The sequence below is a fragment of the Streptomyces sp. NPDC057617 genome (assembly GCF_042800555.1).
GTDB lineage: Bacteria > Actinomycetota > Actinomycetes > Streptomycetales > Streptomycetaceae > Streptomyces.
Genome location: NZ_JBHVGV010000019.1, coordinates 60,749 through 77,596 on the forward strand (window position 1 = coordinate 60,749; position 16,848 = coordinate 77,596).

Genomic DNA, 16,848 nt, shown 5'->3' on the forward strand with positions numbered 1-16,848 from the left:
CCTGTTGGTCGGTCTTCAGGCGGTCAGGTCTCGGAGGTCGTTCTCGCGTAACCGGAGGACCTCGTCGCATGCGTCGCCGGCTACGAACTCTTCCACGGGCTGGCAGAGGTCCATGCGCTGTATGCAGACGCCGACGTGAAAGCGCCCGGCGGTGTCTCGGTACAGGCGCACCCCGTAGTAGCCCTCCTCGCAGTCGGTGCTGTTGTTGAAACGGCAGCCAGCGCAGGTCGTCGGCAGCCTGACGGGCCGGATGTGCTTGACGATGAGCGGACGGCCGTCGGGCAGCCGGTAGGACATGCGGAAGCCCGAGGTACCCGCGATGAGGCGGACTTCTTCGAGTTCGGCGCCGAGTTCGTCGAGGAGGGTGTCGATGGCGTTCAGGGACTCGTCGCCGTCCGCCAGCGAGGAGAGGATCCGGACGGACAGGGAGGAGGAGTATTTGGCGAGGAGGCGGTGAACGCGCGGCACGTGGTCTCGGTGCGGGAGGACGATGTTCGCGCGTGCGTCCACGCCGAGTTCCGTCGCGAGCCTGATCGACTCGTCCAGTGCTGCGATCTTGCGTTGGGCCAGGGCCTTGTTCCGGAATCGCACGTGCTGCACCTGCACCAGTTCTTCGGGAGTGGTTCCGAAGACGGAGAAGTTGACGCGCCCGAGCCCGGACAGGGCGCAACTGGGCAGTATCCGGGCGCCGTTCTCGCCGTTCGAGGTGATGCTCACCGCGTAGCCGGCTTCCCTGGCTGTGGCCACGATCTCGGGGAGCCGGGGGTGGAGGGTCGGCTCGCCTCCGGTGAGGTGTACCTCGTTGAAGCCGAGGGCGTTCCGGAGCTGTTCCAGTGCGCGGCGGAAGGACTCGTCCGGGAAGACGGGCGCGCTGAGGAAGTTCGCGCCGTTGGTGGCCACGTAGATCGATACCCGTCCGGAGCTGCCCGAGTCGGTGAATGCGCTGGCGGCGTGGGCACGGTTGTCCACGCTGACGGGGGTGCCTTCGTTGTGGCAGAAGGTGCAGGTCATGCCACACGAGTCGATGACCTTGACGCGGAGGGTCCGGTCAGTGGTGACCGTGATCGGGACCGCGCGGTCGATGTTCTCTAGTGCTGGGTGCTGAATCACTCGGCGTGCCTCATTGTGTGGGATCGAAGCGGATTGCGGTACGACGGGCCTCGGCGCGCAGGACGCGTCCCTCGCTGCTGACAGGGCTCGACTGCGGCCGGGGGTGCAGAGCGACGGGTGGCCCTCCGTCGGCTGCCGAGCTCGCTCATAGGCAGCCGACGGAGGGCGGAGGGTCCGCCCCAGGTGGGCACGGGGGAGCCGACCCGCGGGGCGGGTACTCGCCCAGGGCGGACCGGTCTACGGAGTCGGCGCCGTCGCGAGTGTCAGGCCGACGACGAGGCCGCATGACGCGCTGATGCCGATGATGAAGAGGACCCCGGCGTGGCGGCCGATGACGCGCATCATGGCTGTCGCCTCTCGCCGACGGCGGGTCCGGGGGCTGGTCTCGACGGGGCGGTAGCTCGTGCGCCTGTCGTGGGACGCGCTCGTGTGATGCCGTCTCATCGTGGTCCGTGGGATGTACGCAGGATGTGGGCCCAGACCGTCTTGCCCGTCGGTTTGCGCGCCTGATGGCCGACTCGTACAGCCAGGGCGCTGACGAGCGGCAGCCCACGACCGTGTTCCTCCTCGGCCGTAGGACGCAGTGCCATCGGAGTGCGGGGGCTTGCGTCCGACACCTCGATCAAGCAGCTGTGGTCCGTCGAGGTCAGAGCGACTTCGAAGAGATGCCCGGGGACGTGTCCGTGCAGCACGGCGTTCGTCGCGAGCTCGCTTGAGACCAGGACGACCCGGTCGATGTCGTCGAGTACGTATCCCCACTCGCTGAGGGTCTTCTCGGTCTGGTGCCGGACGAGGGAGACGCATGCGGCGGTCGAGGTGAACTGCATGTGCCATCTCTGGGCGGTCTGCTGGTCGTGCGTGGCCATCGCGTACATCGCGTTCCCTCATCGCGGGCGGTTGGAGGACCAGCTCACCGCGAAGGGCCATCACGTAATCAGGTCACGGTGATTACCCAACGTGGGTAATATCCAAAGTGGCTGACCAACCGCCAGACGCCACCGCCTGATGCGGCAGAGGAGCGCATGTGCCCGGATCCCAGCCTCATCAGGGACTTCCCCCCGAACTGCTCACGAGCCCCGAGTGGCAACGCGCGTGTCGGCAGCGCGACTTCGCGAAGGTGTTCCACCTCGTGAAGGTGAAGGCGGGCATCTATCCGTCCCGTGTGGCCGCCTTGTGCGGGATGACGCCGAGCCGGGTCGGGGAGATCATGTCGGGGCGGCGCGGGCTCGCCCACATCGATGTGATCGAGCGCGTGGCCGATGGACTCCGTATCCCCGGCGCCATGATCGGGCTCGCCCACAGGCCCTGGGAAATCCCGTCCCCGGCGACGTCGCGAGACCGCCTCGCGAGCCTCCCGAGCCGTTCGGTGCAGGCGTCCGAGACCTCCGCCGACGCCGAGCGGAGTCCTGACGCCGAATCCCACAGTGATCTCGACGACTTGCTGACGCTCGCCGACGGAAGAGTGACGCGATCGACGCTCCTCGCCCTGCGGTCATCGGTCGAGGACTACTGGCGCCGTGACGACGAGCACGGCGGCGCTTCCCTGCGCCCGGCTGTCGTGGGGCACCTTCGGTACGTGACGCAGATGATGCGCAGCGTCCGCGCCCCTCTGCGCCGCGATCTCCAGTCACTCGCCGCGGAACTCGCCCGCCTCGCCGGATGGGCCTACTTCGATGCCCGCCAGTACAGCACCGCGCGCACCCACTTCACCCAGGCCCTGCGGCTTTCGCACGGGCAAGACGACTATCTCTTCATGGCCAACGTCCTGTCCTGCATGAGCCTGCAGGCAACCTACGACGGGCAGCCCGCTGACGCGGTGGCGCTGGCCTGCAAGGCCCAGGACAGCGCCCGCGCCGCCGGCGGACAGCCGCTGGTGATGTCGATGCTCCACATGCGGGAAGCCTTCGCCCACGCCACACTCCGCGACGCCGCCTCCTGTCACCAGGCCATCGGACGGTCCCGGGACGCGTACGAGCAAGCCCGCGGCCAAGAAGGCGAGGCGCCTTCCTGGGTCCGCTACTTCGACGAGACGAAACTGATCGTCGACACAGGAATCGCCCTCGCCAAACTGGGTGAGTCGGAACGCGCCGAGCCACTGATCGCCGAGGGCCTACGGCGGGAAACAGGCGCCCAGCAGCGTGGCCGCGCCTTCCACGCCTTCTGGCTCGCCACGGCCCAGCTCCAGCAGGGCAAGCTGGACGCCGCATGCCACAGTGCCGGGCTCGCCCTGGACCTCAGCGCGTCCCTCGACTCACCCCGGGTTGCTGGCCACGTCCACGAGTTCCACCAGCGCCTCGCCCCCTACGCCCGCGAGACGCCCGTGCTCGCCTTCGAGCAGCGCATGCGCGAGGCCCTCGGCTAACTCGCAGCGCTGGTGGCCTCGTCCAGCAGCAGGTACAGCAGTCCGACCAGGCTGCCGCTGCTGACCACCTCACGACGGTCGATCATGCCGCGGACATCGGACATCGGGATCCACTCGATACGGTCCGACTCGTTCAGTTCGGTCGGCGGGCCAGCGTAGGTGGCGGCCTGAGCTCGGAAGACGTGATGTTCCGAGTCGGTGATGCCGTTCGCCGGCTGCGCGTACACCAGAGGCTTCAGGCCCTCCACCCGCCAGCCGGTCTCCTCCTCCACCTCACGGGCCGCCGCCTGCTCCGGGGTCTCGTCGGCCTCGATCAGGCCCATCGGCAGTTCCCAGCCCCAGGTGTCCGTGATGAACCGATGGCGCCACATCATCAGCACCCGCTTCTGCTCGTCCACCACGGCGGCGACCGCGAGGTGCCGCATCCGGACCACATGGTGCTCCCAGCGTCGGCCGTCCGGCTGCTGGACGTCCACGAGCCAGAGGTTGACCCACGGGTTGCTGTAAATCTGACGCTCGCCATGAACCGTCCACCGCATGAGCCAACTCCCCTTCGCCGCCGTGCAGCTCCAAGAATGTCACTTGGACGAGAAGCCGTCTGCCCTGTCGATGACTTCCGGCCGGTGCCCGCGTGGTCCGGTTGGAGTCGCCTTCCGTATCTGCGGCTATCAGCCCGCTGGGACCACCGCAGCGTGCGGGGCCGCGGAGTGCTCTCCGTCCCTCGGCCCGGACTCCGCCTTGAGGCCGCATTACACGGTGTGGGCCCGCCGGCCCGCGGTGCTATCGGCGACGGCGACGATCCACTCCGTCTACGCGAGGCGCGGTGGCTGGTGCGGGCGTGGTGGTTCGGCTGGCGTTTCCGCCCCGGGCCAGAGCGGCGCTTGATCGCCTGTCCGGCTGGTTGGCGATACGCCATGTTGGGACTCCCGTGGCTGTGGTCGGCTCACGGTGGACGCCCGTAGCCCGCTCGTCGCCGGAGGAAGCGGTTGGTCGGCGCACTTTGGAGAATCGGTACTAACGTTTCTCTCGGCCTGGCTTGTGATCGGTCTCGGGGTCGGCATCGCCTTCGGCCTTCTCGGCCAGAACCGATGTCAGCAGACCCTCGGCGGCGCTCAGCCGTTCACTCAGCGCCTTGACCTCGTTGTGTCCTCGGCCTCGTCGAGGGCGCATCGACATTCCCGCCTGTCCGTGGTCGATCAGACCCACCTCTGGGGCGTCCGCGATGCTGATGATCCATGCTCGTTCGTCCGCCCTGGCACGGCCGGGTGAGGGCACATCCGATCACGCATCGCTCACGCACAGGCCCCTCAACAGCGGAGTGCCTCGACTGGTCTGGACCGATCGAGGCACTTCATAGCAGGTCAGACGGGGTATCCCCTGCCCGCCGACAGTAGGCCGTGTGGGACTCGAACCCACAACCAACGGATTAAAAGTCCGCTGCTCTGCCAATTGAGCTAACGGCCCTCGGTGCGACACACACGAGCATAGCCCGCCGGGGAACGTGCGCCGATCGGGTATCGGGGTGGGGGTGTCGGGGGGTGGGGAAGGGCGGGGGGAGTGGGGGATGCCGGAGGGCCCGTGGTTCACCTTGGGGGTGGGCCACGGGCCCTGGTGGGGCATCAGATCGGGTGACGCCGGACGTCAGCCGTTGCGCTTCCAGCGCGGCTTGTCGTCGCGGCGGCCGAAGGAGCCGGTGCCGGTGCCCGTGGAGCCGCCGCGGTGGTCGTCGCGGCGGGTGGACGGGCGGTCGTGGGCGCTGGGGCCGCTGGAGCGGAAGCCGCCGCCGGCCGGGCGGTCGTCGCGGCGGTCACGGTTGAACGGGCGGTCGCTGGGCGCCCGGTGGTCGCGGCGCTCGATGGGACGGCCACCACGGTCGTCGCGCTCGAAGGAACGGCCGCCACGGTCGTCCCGGCGGTCGTTACGGTCACGGCTGAAGCCGCCCCGCTCGGCGCCCCGGTCGTCGCGGCGCTGGAAGCCACCGCGGTCACCACCACGGTCGCCGCCGCGGTCGTCCCGGCGCTGGAACCCGCCCCGGTCACCCCGGTCGCCACGGTCACCCCGGTCGTCCCGGCGGTCGTCACGCCGCTGGAAACCACCACGGTCACCGCGCTCGCCACCCCGGTCGTCCCGACGCTGGAAGCCACCACGGTCACCACCGCGCTGGAAGCCACCACGGTCGCCGCTGCGCTCGCCGCTCCCGCCGTCACGCGGCGTGTACCCGCGCGCCCCGCCCCGGCCGCTGCGCTCGCCACGGTCGTCGCGACGGCCGAAGTTCCCGCGCTCGTCCCGGCCGTCCCTGCGCTCCTCGCGCTGCGCCGGTACGGCGGCGGCAGCCGCGGCAGCCGCCGCTTCCTCCAGCGCGCGCTCGGCCTCGGCGGCCACCTCGGCCACCGCCGCCTCCGGGTCCTCGCCCCGCTCACGTGCCGCGCGGGCGACCAGCCGGTCCGCCTCCTCGCGGAGTTCGACGGCGCGGCGCTGCACACGCTCAAGCTGCTTGGTCAGTTCGGAGACCTCGCGCTCGGCCTGCTTGGCCGCGTTGTTCGCGGAGTCCGCCTGGACCTCCGTGAGCGACCGCGCACCGGTGATCTCGGCGACCTCCGGGTCGAACGCGCCCGCTCCCCCGACCATGTGGCGCGAGGCGTCCACGCCCGCGTCCTCCATCAGCCGGAAGATCTGCCGCCGCTGGTGCGGCAGCGCCAGCGAGACGACGACGCCGGACTTGCCGGCCCGCGCCGTACGCCCCGAACGGTGCAGATAGTCCTTGTGGTCCCCGGCCGGGTCCACGTTCAGTACGAGATCGATGCCGTCCACGTGGATACCGCGGGCGGCGACATCGGTCGCGACCAGCGCGTTGACGTAACCGTCCTTGAAGTCCGCCAGCGTCCGGGTCCGCGCGCCCTGCGTCATACCGCCGTGCAGCGCGTCGGCCTTCACGCCCGACTCCCGCAGCTGCTCAGCGATACGGTCCGCGCCGAGCTGCGTCCGTACGAAGATGATCGTGCGGCCCTTGCGCGCCGCGATCGCCGCCGTCACCGGGGCCTTGTCCTTCGGCTTCACCACGAGCACGTGGTGCGTCATGGTCGTGACATTGCCCTGGGCGCTGTCGACCTCATGGCTGACCGGGTTGGTCAGATAGCGCTTGACCAGCGTGCTGATCTCGTTCTCCATGGTGGCGGAGAAGAGCATCCGCTGACCGCCCGCGGGCACCAGGTCGAGCAGCTCGGTAACCTCGGGCAGGAAGCCCAGGTCGGACATCTGGTCGGCCTCGTCCAGGATCGCGATCTGCACCTTGTCCAGGGAGCAGGCACCGCGGTTGATGATGTCGCGCAGCCGCCCGGGGGTGGCGACGAGGATGTCGACGCCGCGCTCCAGGGCGTAGATCTGGTTGCCCATGGACGTACCGCCGCAGACGACCTTCATCTTCAGGCCGAGCACATCGCCGTACGGCTGGAGCGCGTCCGCGACCTGCATCGCCAGCTCGCGGGTCGGGGTGAGGATGATGCCGCGGGGCTTCTTCTTCTCGGTGTGGCCGCCGGCCAGGGTGGCGAGCAGCGGCAGCCCGAAGGAGAGGGTCTTGCCGGAGCCGGTACGACCACGGCCCAGGATGTCCTTGCCGGCCAGGGCGTCCGGGATGGTCGCGGCCTGGATCGGGAAGGGGGCGGTGACACCGTTCTGCGTGAGCTTGCGGACGATGCCCTCGGGCAGGCCCAGGTCGCCGAAGGTCAGCCCCGGTGTGTCGGAGGTCTCGGAGTCGTCAGAGGTCTCGGAGTCGTCAGAGGCCCCAGGAGTCTCCTCGTTCACAGGAGCCTCATGAGCTTCTGATGCCTCATCAGCATCGGCTGACATGGACGGCGCCGCCTCAGAGGCCACAGTGGCCTCCAGGCCCTCGACGGTCTCCACCGGCCCGGTGGAATCGGTGGACTCGTTCTCGGGCATGACGGCGTGGTCAGTACTGGAAATGGACATGCGAAATGCGAAACCTTCCGGAGTCTCGGCACGCGCCCAAACCCCGTGATTCGCAAATCGACCGCCTCGATGCGGTCAGCCACGGCAAGGGAGAGTACGCGCCACATGGCGCTCTTCTGTGTCGGCGCCAGGCAATGATCAAACGATCTACTACCATACGCACCCTCCCCCCTCCAAGGCAAACCGCTTACGCCGCGGGCCCGGTCACACCGGTCCCATCTGCGGTGATGCCGCCGTCTCCTTCCGCATGCCGTTCCCGTTGCCGTTCCCGTTGCCGTTCCCGTTCCCCTTCCCGGACCCGGGTCCGGCCCCCGGCCCGGGCCCCTCTCCCTCCCCCGCCATCTCCCGCGCGGACATCAGGCTCGTACGCATGTCCCCCGCCGGCGATCCGGTCGGCGTGTCCTGCGGCTTCGACGGCTCCGGTTCGGGCTCCGGGACCGGGTCCGGGCTCTGGGGCACCGGCGGCGTGGGGGACGGCACCGGGCGGGTGGGTTCCTTGGACGGTACGGGCTCGTGCCCGGGCGGCGGGGTCGGCTCCCCGGGCCGGGGCCGCGCGCCCTTCGACGGCTCGGACGAGGGCTTCGCAGCGGAACTGGCGCTCGGCGAGGCGCCCGGCGCCGTACCCTTCTCGCCCCCGCCGGCGCCTCCCGCGCCGCCCTCGCTCGTACGCCCCTGCCAGGCGTGGGGCGCGCCGGGTCCCGCGCCCGTACCCCCGTCGGGCTCGGCCGCGGAACCCCGGCGGTCCGCGGAGCGCGACGGAGCCGGCTTTCCCTCGTCGTCACCGACGCTCATGCAGCCCGCGGACGCCACGACCGCCAGTGAGGTGACGATCCGGACGGCGAAACGGCCTGGGGCGGACAAGGCGGACAACTGGCGCACGGGCGGCACCTCCGGGGCACAGGAACGGGCTCCCCGCCGAGGGCGAGGAGGGTTTCACTGCCCAACTCCCTTTGCCCCGCCGGGGACACGCCAGGGGCACATTCACGCCCGGCCCATGGCCCATTCATGCCGTATCCGCCCCCGAAGCGCCTTCCCCGGGCGCCCCCGAAGCGCCCCGCCCCCCGCCCCGGCCCTCAGCCCCTCAGAAGAACACCACCGACCGCATCTTGAGCCGCTCGCTCGCCGATCCCCCCGGCCGCAGCCTGTAGTGATACCCGTCACAGTCGGCTCCCGTGAAGACCGTCGCGACAGAAGCCGTGCCGTTACGAGGTGAGTGCGCCGGGGGCACGTATTCCCCTGCCACCTCCGGCAGCGTGACGCACACTCCGCTCGGCGGATCGATCAGCATCCCCTTCGTCGGCCGCCCGTCCATCCCCGTGAAGAGATAGCTGAACTCGCCCTCGGCGGCCGACGCGGAACCGGGCACGGAGACGAGCAGCGCGAGAGCACCCGCGGCGGCGGCCAGGGTGTGACGAAGACGCATGGAATGGAACCCCTCTTGTTCGGACGTACGGATTGTTCTGCCGCACGGACTGCTCGCACGTACGGATTGTTCTGGCTTACGGGCTACGGGCGTTTCGCCCTCCCGCACGCTGCCCAAGCCGCCCCACCCATAGGCGCCGTATCGGCCGTATCACTCGAAAGTGGATCCTGTGAGCGACCTCACCAGAACAGCGGTCATCACGGAGAATGGCCATGTGCTGGAGATGACACGCGAGATGTTCGAAGAACTGGTCGGCCAGGCCCTCGACCAGATCCCCCCGGAGCTGACCCGGGTCATGGACAATGTGGCCGTCTTCGTCGAGGACGAGCCCGACCCGTCCGACCCCGAACTCCTGGGCCTGTACGAGGGAACGCCGCTCACCGACCGGGGCGAGTGGTACGCGGGGGTCCTGCCCGACCGCATCTCGATCTACATGGGTCCGACCCTGCGCTACTGCGAGAGCCCGGAGGACGTGGTCCACGAAGTCTCCGTGACCGTCGTCCATGAGATCGCCCATCACTTCGGCATCGGCGACGAGCGCCTGCACGAACTGGGCTGGGGCTGACCCCGTACCGAAGCCCGAAGGCCGAAGCCCTACAGAGCCCCGCCCGGCAAGGGCCCCGGACAATCCGGCAAAGGCCCCGGACGATCCGGCAGGGGCTCCGGACGTACCACCCGCCCCACACCTCACTCACGAAACACGGAACAAGCCCCCAGAGGACCACACCACTACGCGTGATGGCGTAGCCAAGGCATGGCCGCCCGCCCCTCCGGGCATACGGACCCAATGGCCCGTGATGTACCGCGTATCCCGTTCCGTGCCACACGCACCCGTATCCTGGGCCATCTCCACTCCCGCCGGGAGGGCCCGACCAGCGCGCTGGTCCACTCCCCGCACCCCTACTCCCGGGCCCTCGGCCTGATCACCGTCGTCATGCTCGGCGCCTGGCTCGGTCTGCTGGTCGTCGGCAGCGTACGGACGCCCGTCGGCCCCATGGACACCCGGATGACCCTGCGGCCGTCCCTGACCGGCGGGACCAAGATCAACGTCTCGCCGCTGGGCGCGCTGGAGCTGAAGACGCACACCGCGCCCATCCGTCTCGACGTGGATGTGGACCAGCTCGACCCCGTACGCTCCACCGCCCTCGTCGAGCACCCGGAACGCCTCTCGGGGCTCCAGGCCGAGGTCACCCACGATGTCGCCGACGGCACCTCCGAACTGGCCGTACGGTCCTGTGTCGCCGTCGTGTCCGGCGCGACCGCCCTCGGCCTCGCCGTCTACCGCCGCCCCCGCCGCGCCCTCGCCGCCGGCGGGCTCGCGCTCGTGCTCCTGGCCGCCTCGGGCGTCGGCGCGTACGCCACCTGGAACCCCAAGTCGGTGCTGGAGCCCAAGTTCTCCGGACTGCTCTCCTCCGCGCCCCAGGTCGTCGGCAACGCCCGCTCGATCGTGACCGATTTCGACGTGTACCAGAAGGAGCTGGCGCGGCTGGTCACCAATGTGACCAAGCTGTACGACGCGACCTCGACCCTGCCCACGTACCAGCCCGACCCGGCGACCCTGCGCGTCCTGCATGTCTCCGACATCCATCTGAACCCGGCGTCCTGGCACATCATCGGCTCGCTCGTCGAGCAGTACGGAATCGATGTGATCATCGACTCGGGCGACACCATGGACCATGGCGCCTCCGCCGAGAACACCTTCCTCGACCCGATCGCCGACCTCGGTGCCCCTTATATCTGGGTGCGCGGCAATCACGACTCGGAGATCACGCAGAACTACCTCCGGCGCATGAAGAACGTCCGGGTCCTGGACGAGGGGCGGGCCGTGACGGTCGCCGGGCTGCGGGTGGCGGGGATGGGCGATCCGCAGTTCACGCCCGACCGCTCGACGGCGGCGGGGGGCGATCCGGCGGAGCGGATGGCGGGCATCCAGTTCGCCTCGGCCCTGCGCGACCAGGCGGCGGCCCGCACCCCCGTACATATCGCGGTCGCGCACAACCCGGTGGCGGCCCGGGAGACCGACGGGCTGGTGCCGCTCGCCCTGTCCGGTCATGTGCACCACCGCGAGACCGAGGTGATGGCGCACGGTACGCGGCTGAAGATCGAGGGCTCGACGGGGGGCGGCGGGCTGCGCGCCGTACAGAACGAGGAGCCGGAGAAGGTACGCACGTCCGTCCTCTATCTGGACCGGACGACCAAGCGGCTCCAGGCGTGGGACGAGATCACGCTGGGCGGCCTGGGCCTGACGACGGCCGAGGTCAGCCGCCACCTGCCGCAGGAGGCGGGCACCCCGGGGGCGAGCCCGTCACCGAGCCCGTCACTGAGCCCGGGCGAGGTCGCGGGCGCGCCTGACGATGCGGGCTCATCGGACTCTTCGGGCTCCTTGAACGGCCCCCGCCCGTCGGAGAGCCGCATGGGCGGCGGTACGGGTACGAGGACGGGGACGGGGACGGGCAGGGGTACGGGCACGGGTCCGCCGGGCGGCCCGGGAACTGCCGCGCGCCCGGGGCCCGGCGCCTCGCCCCCCGCCCCCTCGCCCACCCCCTCCCCGACCCCGAGGAGCCTCCCCGTACCGGCCCCGTAAACCCGTTTTGGCGATCGCTCCGCCATCCCATATGCTGCTGACGCGTCCCCGACGCGCTGGAAAGCGCCCAGGCGAGCCCTTAGCCCTCATCGTCTAGTGGCCCAGGACGCCGCCCTTTCAAGGCGGTAGCACGGGTTCGAATCCCGTTGGGGGCACGTACAAACCTCGCACGTTTCGGCTGCCTCGGTACGAGGCGGCCGGGGCGCGGTTGCGCATACTTTCCCGGCCCCCGCTCGATCAGCGGGGGCCGGCGGCGTTTCAGCGGGCGTCGGGTCAGTCGGCCGTACGCGGGTCCCCGGCGCGGGCCTCAGTGGTGGCCTTCACCTTCCAACTGAATGCCGAGCTGCTGCCGCTCAATTGAAGCCGCGGCTGCGAGCAACCGCACGACCGTATCCGCCTCCTCCTGGGCAGTCGCCGCCCCCGCCCGGCGGCAGTTGTGCGGAGGAGCCGTCCCGGCAGGGGTGAGTCGCGCTCGGGGCGGGCGGTTCTCGGAAGGGCCGCCCGCCCCGGGATCGGACTCGGTCCGCGACCGGCCTCAGTTGGAGAAGCGGATGGACTTCACCGCGGGGAAGCCGATGGCCGCCAGGTCGGGGATGTCGCCCTCGACCGTCTTCGACGTGCCGGTGCAGTCCGGGCCGTCCCAGATCTTGGCGGAGCCGGTCATCCGGAGGGAGCCGGAGAAGCGGACGTTCTGGCAGCCGGGGCCGGCCACGCCCTCCGCGGGCTCGGCGAAGGCCGGGCCCTCGAAGAGGACGACACTGCTCGCGGCCTGACCGCCCGTACCGCTGTCCGTACCTCCGTCACCACCGTCCGTACCGCCACCCGTCTCGCCCGCCTTCTGGCCGTCCGGCGTGACGCCGAACCACGTGCCGCCCACGCCCTGGCCATTGGTGTCCCCGGGCTTGGTGTCCTTGCTGAAGAGGTAGACCGGCCAGCCGCCGATCGTCACCTGGAACGCGCCGTCGCGCTTGATGAAGCCGATCGCCGACTTGTCCACCCCGTCGATGAAGACCCGGCCGCCCGGGGCGACGAGGTACGGCGGCCAGGTCGTGGCGCACTCACCGGAGCAGTTGGACACGGAGGGGTCCGCGGTGTCCTTGTCGAACCGGTAGAGGGTGAAACCGGCGCCATTGATCACCACGGGGTCCAGCGCCCCGGCCTTGCCGGCGGACAGCTGCACCCACTTGCGGACCACCGGCTTCTTCTCGGCCGCCGCCTTCGCGGGCGCGGCGTTGGTGGCCAGGTCGCCGGCGTTCAGGTCCGCGTTGTTCTGCTGCGCGGTACCGGACTTGAAGGCGAAGCCGGAAGCGTCGGCGGGCGCCGCGGATCCGCCGGCGGGCGCAGCCGAATCGGCCGCGGTGTCATCCCCGTTGCAGGCGGAGAGCAGGAGGACTCCCGCAACGGCGAGAGAGGCGAGCGCGGTGGTGCGGGTACGGGACCGTGTACGGAACATCGAGTAACCCCCGAAGGATGGTGACGCTGACGCTCCGGCGACTCCGGAGCGTTCTCATCAGGAGCTACGGACCTGGTCAGAGCCCTGTTCGACGCGTACCGTCCGAAGACTCGACCGTGACAATGTCCCCGGCGCTGTCACCGAATTCCCCAGCGAATTCCGCGGAATTCGCGAGGCGGAGTTACAAAGCCGGCCGGCGTACGAGCGTACGAGGCGTACGAGGCAAGCCGACGGGGCCCCGCCTCATCTCAGCGCTCATCTCAGCGGGAAGCCGTCGGCGGCAGCGCGGGCGGCGCCGAAGCCGACGGCGCGCCCCCCGCGTCCACGCGCCGGTGGCTCTTGCGTGGATACGCCGTGATCCGGGGCGCGTGCAGATAGCGCGGGGCCGGCGCGCGCTCGATGATCAGCAGCGCCGCGTCGTCCGCGGGCGGCCTGCCCGTATGCGCCAGCAGATCGCGCTGGATATGGCGCAGCAGGGCCTCCGGGCCGGAGTCGGTGAACGAGGCAAGCCGCTCGGCGAGCGGATAGAAGACCCCGCCCGGCGAGCGCGCCTCGATGACACCGTCCGTGTAGAGCAGCAGCGCATCGCCGGTCTCAAAGGTGAACGGGTCGGTGCGATGGCTCAGAGCGGACGGTTCGTTCACCCCCAGCGGCGGCGCCGGGCTGTCCGCGTGCAGGACCGTGACCTCGTGGCCGCGCACCAACAGGGGCGGCGGATGGCCGCAGTTGATCATCTCGGCCTCCGGACCGTGGTCCGGTATGTCGATCACGAGCGCGGTGGTGAAGTGCTCGCCGGCGTCGTGCGCGGTGTCCGCGACCTGCTCCATGTTCCGGCTGACGCTGTCTTCGAGCGCCGCCACCAGCTCGGGCAGGGTCGCGCACCGGTGAGCGCCCTCGCGGAACGCGCCCAGCACCACCGACGCCTCGCCTATGGAGGCCAGACCCTTGCCCCGTACATCGCCGATGATCACCCGGCTGCCCGCATGGGCACCGCGGGCGACCGCGAACAGATCACCCCCGATCTGGGTCTCGTCCTCGGCCGTCATATATATCCAGGCGATACGGAGCGGCCCGATCCGGCGGGGCGGCGGCCGCAGCAGAACCCGCTGCGCCACCTCGGCCACCGACCGCACCCGGTTCAGCTCACGGTCGCGCCGCCGCCATACGTAGCAGTAAAGAACCACCAGCGCCGAGAGCGCGCTCACCGAGATGAACTGGATCATCGGGTTGTTCGTGGCCTGCCAACCGTGGACCACGACGACCAGCGCCATCGCCGCCACCGCCAGCACCCCGAACAGGGCAGTCACCCGCGGCCGGGCGAACGAGGCGGCGAGAGCGGGCGCGACGACCAGCAGCGGTACGAGATGGGTGTGCGCGGGCGTATAAAGACACGCGGCGGTGATCGCCACAACCAGTGCGAGCGGGATCGCCAGCAGCCCACGGCCCGGGAGCCGCAGCCGCTGCGGCAGCCACTGCCACTGCCGCAGAAGAGAGCGGTCCGCGCGTATATGCGGAAAACTCATTTGCCGGTTTTACCCCTTATTCGACTGTATACACATTTCCCCGGGGCGGGCAGCCACCCCGGACAGAGCCCGCCGCCCGGTGGTCACGGCTTGGGCAGCCCGGCCGCCGCCACCGCCCCCAACTCCCGTGCCGTATCGCAGAGTTGCCCGACCGGTCCGGACCCCGACACCGTCAGCTCCACCAGCTCCTGGCCGGCGTCCCCGGCGAGGTCCTTGTACGTACGGTTCACGATCCGGGCCGTGCAGGTGCCCTCGTCCTGGTACTCCGGCGCCACAAAACTCTGCCTGCCGCCGAGCACGGCCGGCTGCCCGTCCTCGGCGTCCAGCGGACTGTTCCGGTCGAACAGCACCTGTACGCCGGTGTCCCCGGCCGTACCGTCCCAGCGGCACTCCCAGTCCCCGAACCCTGCCTCCGGGCGCGCCGCGCCGCCGCCCGTCGTGTCCATGCCCGGGACCCGGACGAGCGCGGCGGCGTCCAGCAGCGCACAGGCGTGGGCCCCCTCCAGCGAACCCGGGGGCGGCGGCCCCGGGCGGCGGGGGACCTGGCCACGGTCGAGCACCACCAGCGCGTGATCGGTGGCGGCATCGGCCATGGCGCACAGACCGGGCGACGAGGCCTCCGTACGACGCGCCCTGACCTGGACGTACTGGCCGTCGGCGAGCCCGAGGATCCGCTCGCACTCGTCCCCGCTCAGCGGCTCCCTGACGACGGTCCCCCGGCCGTGCCGCTCCGTACGCACCTGGGATCCGGCCTCCAGGTCCGCGCCGATGAAGGTGACCGCGATATCGGCGGCGGACTCGTCGCCCGCCTCCACCAGCACGTCGCAGCGGTCGAAGTTGCCGTAGTCGGCGGTCAGTTCGGTCCGGCCGAACCCGTCGAGCGAAGCGGTGTCGAGCAGGGAGCAGGGATCGGCGGTACGCGCATCGCCCAGGGTCCAGACCGGCGTGCCCGGCTTGTTGCCGTGCCCAGAGGTGGTGTGCCCGGAAGTGCCGTGCCCGGTGGTGGTGCTCCGCCCGGCGCCCGGCTCGTACACCAGCAGACCGGCCACCACCGCAGCCGCCAGCGCCACCACCACGCCCGAGCCGAGGAGCGTACGCCGGCGCGGGAGCCGTACGGTCCGCCACGAACGGCCCCGCCGCGACCGGCCCCCCGCCGTGAACGCCCCGCCGGCCCCGCCCAGCTCCGGCGCGATCTCCCCCAGCAGCTCCCGCGCCCTGACCGCGGTGGGGCGGCCCTCCGGGTCCTTCTGTAACAGCTCCGTCAGCAGCCCGGTCAGCGCACCGGCCCGGCGCGGAGCCTCGACACGCCCCTCGATCGCCCGCCCCAGATACGCGATGGCCCCGTCGGCCTGCCCGTACGGCGAATGCCCCTCGACCGCCGCGAACAGCGTCGCGCCGAGCGAGAACAGATCCGCCTCGCGGCTCAGCGGCCCCCCGCGCGCCACCTCCGGCGCGATGTACCGCGGCTTCCCCGGCACCCCACCGCTCAGACTGTGGCCGGCGTCGCTCCACAGCGCGCGGGCGATCCCGAAGTCGGTCAGCTTGGCGATCCCGTCCAGGGCCCCCACGACGCCGCCCGTACGCCCGTCCTCCGTGATGAGGATGTTCTCCGGCGTGACATCACCGTGCACCACCCCCTTGGCATGCGCCGCCGCCAGCGCCCCCGCGATCTGCCGGCCGATCGCCGCCACCCGCTCCGGCGCCAGCGGCCCGTCGGCCGCCATGATCTGCGCCAGACTGCGCGAGGGCACGTACTCCAGCACGAGCCAGCACCCTGCGCCCTTGTCGATCTCGTCGATCCGGTCGAAGACGGAGACGATATGCGGATGGTGCAGCCGCGCCGCGATCCGCGCCTCGCTCATCAGCCGCTTGACCAGGCGCGCGTCGTCCACCCGCGCGCACTTGACCGCCACCGGCCGGTCCAGCTTGCTGTCGTACGCCCGCCAGACGACCCCCATCCCGCCGGCGCCGATACGCTCCTCCAGGAGATACCGCCCCGCGACCAGGTCCCCGCCCTCCGCCGTCACTCGCACAGCGTAACCCCCATCGCACACTACGTGCCCGGGCCCCGCGGCGTACTCCCCCCGCCCCGACGCCGTACAACCGCGCAGAAGGCCACCCGGGGACGAGGTTGCAGGTCACGCGTACGGGGTATGACGTGGGGTCTGCTACGCTGATTCAGCGACATCAGCCAAGCGGAATGTGTCCGGGCGGTCACTGGGAATCACCAGGCCGGTGGGGCTTGCCGCGGAGTGGATGTCGCGGAGAGTGTGCCGGAATCCCGTTGGGGGCATGCGATTCCGTGTGCGAGACTGGTGCTCGCGACAATGCTTGGTCCTGTGGAGCAGTTTGGAGTGCTCGCCACCCTGTCAAGGTGGAGGCCGCGGGTTCAAATCCCGTCAGGACCGCTTGCAGCCGTCAGGTTGC

13 protein-coding genes and 3 tRNA genes are annotated in these 16,848 nt (G+C 70.6%); 5 read left to right on the top strand and 11 right to left on the bottom strand.

The window, feature by feature from the left end:
• Positions 1-15: 15 nt before the first annotated feature.
• Together ACFU9P_RS32725 and ACFU9P_RS32730 are read right to left on the bottom strand one after the other, a co-directional pair.
• Positions 16-1,110 carry a radical SAM protein gene (locus ACFU9P_RS32725; RefSeq protein WP_384087944.1) on the bottom strand — a complete coding sequence of 365 codons (1,095 nt, stop codon included), beginning with the start codon at positions 1,108-1,110 and terminating at the stop codon, positions 16-18.
• Between the two features lie 440 nt (positions 1,111-1,550).
• On the bottom strand, positions 1,551-1,985 hold the full coding sequence (locus ACFU9P_RS32730; RefSeq protein WP_384087947.1) for an ATP-binding protein: 435 nt from the start codon (positions 1,983-1,985) through the stop codon (positions 1,551-1,553).
• A gap of 149 nt (positions 1,986-2,134) precedes the next feature.
• Here ACFU9P_RS32730 and ACFU9P_RS32735 point away from each other — a divergent pair, with 149 nt between their 5' ends.
• Positions 2,135-3,472, top strand: a complete 1,338-nt coding sequence (locus tag ACFU9P_RS32735) for a helix-turn-helix domain-containing protein (RefSeq protein ID WP_384087950.1) — start codon at positions 2,135-2,137, stop codon at positions 3,470-3,472.
• Here the strand turns inward: ACFU9P_RS32735 and ACFU9P_RS32740 are convergent.
• From ACFU9P_RS32740 to ACFU9P_RS32765, 6 genes are all read right to left on the bottom strand, one after another.
• Positions 3,469-4,011 carry an NUDIX hydrolase gene (locus tag ACFU9P_RS32740; protein ID WP_384087953.1) on the bottom strand — a complete coding sequence of 181 codons (543 nt, stop codon included), beginning with the start codon at positions 4,009-4,011 and terminating at the stop codon, positions 3,469-3,471. The genes ACFU9P_RS32735 and ACFU9P_RS32740 overlap by 4 nt on opposite strands.
• Before the next feature lie 475 nt (positions 4,012-4,486).
• The gene (locus ACFU9P_RS32745; RefSeq protein WP_384087956.1) at positions 4,487-4,678 is read right to left on the bottom strand and encodes a hypothetical protein; all 192 of its coding nucleotides are present in this window, start codon (positions 4,676-4,678) and stop codon (positions 4,487-4,489) included.
• A 185-nt stretch (positions 4,679-4,863) separates the two neighbouring features.
• Positions 4,864-4,936, bottom strand: a tRNA-Lys gene (locus ACFU9P_RS32750).
• 177 nt (positions 4,937-5,113) lie between these two features.
• Entirely contained in the window at positions 5,114-7,438 is a 2,325-nt protein-coding gene (locus ACFU9P_RS32755; protein WP_384087959.1) for a DEAD/DEAH box helicase, read from the bottom strand.
• A 204-nt stretch (positions 7,439-7,642) separates the two neighbouring features.
• Positions 7,643-8,317: a hypothetical protein gene (locus ACFU9P_RS32760; protein WP_384087962.1), complete on the bottom strand. Its 675-nt coding sequence runs from the start codon at positions 8,315-8,317 to the stop codon at positions 7,643-7,645.
• A gap of 202 nt (positions 8,318-8,519) precedes the next feature.
• The gene (locus tag ACFU9P_RS32765) at positions 8,520-8,861 is read right to left on the bottom strand and encodes a hypothetical protein (protein ID WP_384087964.1); all 342 of its coding nucleotides are present in this window, start codon (positions 8,859-8,861) and stop codon (positions 8,520-8,522) included.
• A gap of 214 nt (positions 8,862-9,075) precedes the next feature.
• On the opposite strand from ACFU9P_RS32765, the gene ACFU9P_RS32770 reads away from it, so the two are divergent.
• From ACFU9P_RS32770 to ACFU9P_RS32780, 3 genes are all read left to right on the top strand, one after another.
• Positions 9,076-9,426 carry a metallopeptidase family protein gene (locus ACFU9P_RS32770; protein WP_217311163.1) on the top strand — a complete coding sequence of 117 codons (351 nt, stop codon included), beginning with the start codon at positions 9,076-9,078 and terminating at the stop codon, positions 9,424-9,426.
• A gap of 189 nt (positions 9,427-9,615) precedes the next feature.
• Complete coding sequence (locus ACFU9P_RS32775) at positions 9,616-11,445, top strand: metallophosphoesterase (protein WP_384087967.1); 1,830 nt, start codon at positions 9,616-9,618, stop codon at positions 11,443-11,445.
• Between the two features lie 82 nt (positions 11,446-11,527).
• Positions 11,528-11,600 (top strand) — tRNA-Glu (locus tag ACFU9P_RS32780).
• A gap of 380 nt (positions 11,601-11,980) precedes the next feature.
• Here ACFU9P_RS32780 and ACFU9P_RS32785 read toward each other — a convergent pair.
• The 3 genes from ACFU9P_RS32785 to ACFU9P_RS32795 form a co-directional block, all read right to left on the bottom strand.
• Positions 11,981-12,898 (bottom strand): hypothetical protein, encoded by a 918-nt coding sequence (locus ACFU9P_RS32785; protein WP_384087969.1) that lies wholly within the window; start codon positions 12,896-12,898, stop codon positions 11,981-11,983.
• Positions 12,899-13,158: 260 nt separating this feature from the next.
• Positions 13,159-14,421, bottom strand: coding sequence for a PP2C family protein-serine/threonine phosphatase (locus tag ACFU9P_RS32790; RefSeq protein WP_384087972.1), 1,263 nt, complete (start codon positions 14,419-14,421; stop codon positions 13,159-13,161).
• An 83-nt stretch (positions 14,422-14,504) separates the two neighbouring features.
• A complete protein-coding gene (locus tag ACFU9P_RS32795) occupies positions 14,505-16,448 on the bottom strand; it encodes a protein kinase (protein WP_384087975.1) in 1,944 nt (647 codons plus the stop codon).
• 306 nt (positions 16,449-16,754) lie between these two features.
• On the opposite strand from ACFU9P_RS32795, the gene ACFU9P_RS32800 reads away from it, so the two are divergent.
• Positions 16,755-16,829: transfer RNA gene (locus ACFU9P_RS32800), tRNA-Asp, on the top strand.
• The last annotated feature ends 19 nt before the right edge of the window (positions 16,830-16,848 follow it).

Excerpts from the sequence above, each read along its gene's own strand:
- ACFU9P_RS32775 (WP_384087967.1), top strand. The coding sequence starts at position 9,616 with ATGGCCGCCCGCCCCTCCGGGCATACGGACCCAATGGCCCGTGATGTA.
- ACFU9P_RS32790 (WP_384087972.1), bottom strand. The coding sequence starts at position 14,421 with ATGAGTTTTCCGCATATACGCGCGGACCGCTCTCTTCTGCGGCAGTGG.
- ACFU9P_RS32740 (WP_384087953.1), bottom strand. The coding sequence starts at position 4,011 with ATGCGGTGGACGGTTCATGGCGAGCGTCAGATTTACAGCAACCCGTGG.
- ACFU9P_RS32785 (WP_384087969.1), bottom strand. The coding sequence starts at position 12,898 with ATGTTCCGTACACGGTCCCGTACCCGCACCACCGCGCTCGCCTCTCTC.
- ACFU9P_RS32755 (WP_384087959.1), bottom strand. The coding sequence starts at position 7,438 with ATGTCCATTTCCAGTACTGACCACGCCGTCATGCCCGAGAACGAGTCC.
- ACFU9P_RS32765 (WP_384087964.1), bottom strand. The coding sequence starts at position 8,861 with ATGCGTCTTCGTCACACCCTGGCCGCCGCCGCGGGTGCTCTCGCGCTG.
- ACFU9P_RS32730 (WP_384087947.1), bottom strand. The coding sequence starts at position 1,985 with ATGTACGCGATGGCCACGCACGACCAGCAGACCGCCCAGAGATGGCAC.